The following is a 793-nucleotide window of genomic DNA, read 5'->3' as shown; positions in this document are numbered from 1 at the left end:
TCAGTTTTCAAAGAACTACTTAGTCGCTCATTTGCGACTTCCTTATGTTAACATCTTCGTTTTTCGATGTCAACTAAGTTTTTCAATTTCTTTTTTGTCGTTTTCTGCGTTTCCGCATCAGCGACGTTTATTAATATATCATGCAGTATATGTAGGGTCAATACTTTTCATAAAAAAATTTCACATCCCGTTAAAAGCTTTAAAAAGCATATTTCCAGTACATCATATCTCCCATTCACTCTTTATACATAGCTACACTCCTTCCTATTTTTCCCCTTATCGTTTTACTAAGTTTATATACGAATGAAAATTCTAAATTTTATGTTATATTATTATTATAGGAGTGTGGTGAGAATGAGCATTAAATATTCGAACAAAATCAATAAAATTCGGACCTTTGCATTAAGTTTAGTATTTATCGGCCTCTTCATTGCATACTTAGGAGTCTTTTTCCGTGACAACATTATTATTATGACAACATTTATGATGGTTGGCTTTTTAGCTGTTATCGCTAGTACTGTCGTTTACTTTTGGATTGGTATGTTATCTACTAAGACTGTACATATTATTTGTCCAAGTTGCGATAAACCAACAAAAATGCTCGGTCGTGTCGACGCATGTATGCATTGCAACCAACCTTTAACACTCGATCCGAGTTTAGAAGGAAAAGAATTTGATGAGAAATACAATAAAAAGAGCTATAAAGGATAAAGTGCACTTTAATCAGTGTTTTTCTTCATCCATACCAACCTAGATTTCACTGAATACATCTATATATAATAAAGAAAGAGGG

Annotated in this window: 1 protein-coding gene; it reads left to right on the top strand. The window is 32.4% G+C overall.

Annotated features, from left to right (window positions below; all coding sequences use genetic code 11):
• The first annotated feature begins 354 nt into the window (after positions 1-354).
• A complete protein-coding gene (locus U860_RS0130060; RefSeq protein WP_025151374.1) occupies positions 355-711 on the top strand; it encodes a YgzB family protein in 357 nt (118 codons plus the stop codon).
• Positions 712-793: the final 82 nt, after the last annotated feature.

It is taken from the genome of Bacillus sp. H1a (assembly GCF_000633475.1).
GTDB lineage: Bacteria > Bacillota > Bacilli > Bacillales > Bacillaceae_G > Bacillus_A > Bacillus_A paramycoides.
This window is presented reverse-complemented; position numbering and strand designations above follow the sequence as displayed.

Bases quoted from the DNA above. Each gene is read 5' to 3' on its own strand.
- U860_RS0130060 (WP_025151374.1), top strand. From the start codon at position 355: ATGAGCATTAAATATTCGAACAAAATCAATAAAATTCGGACCTTTGCA.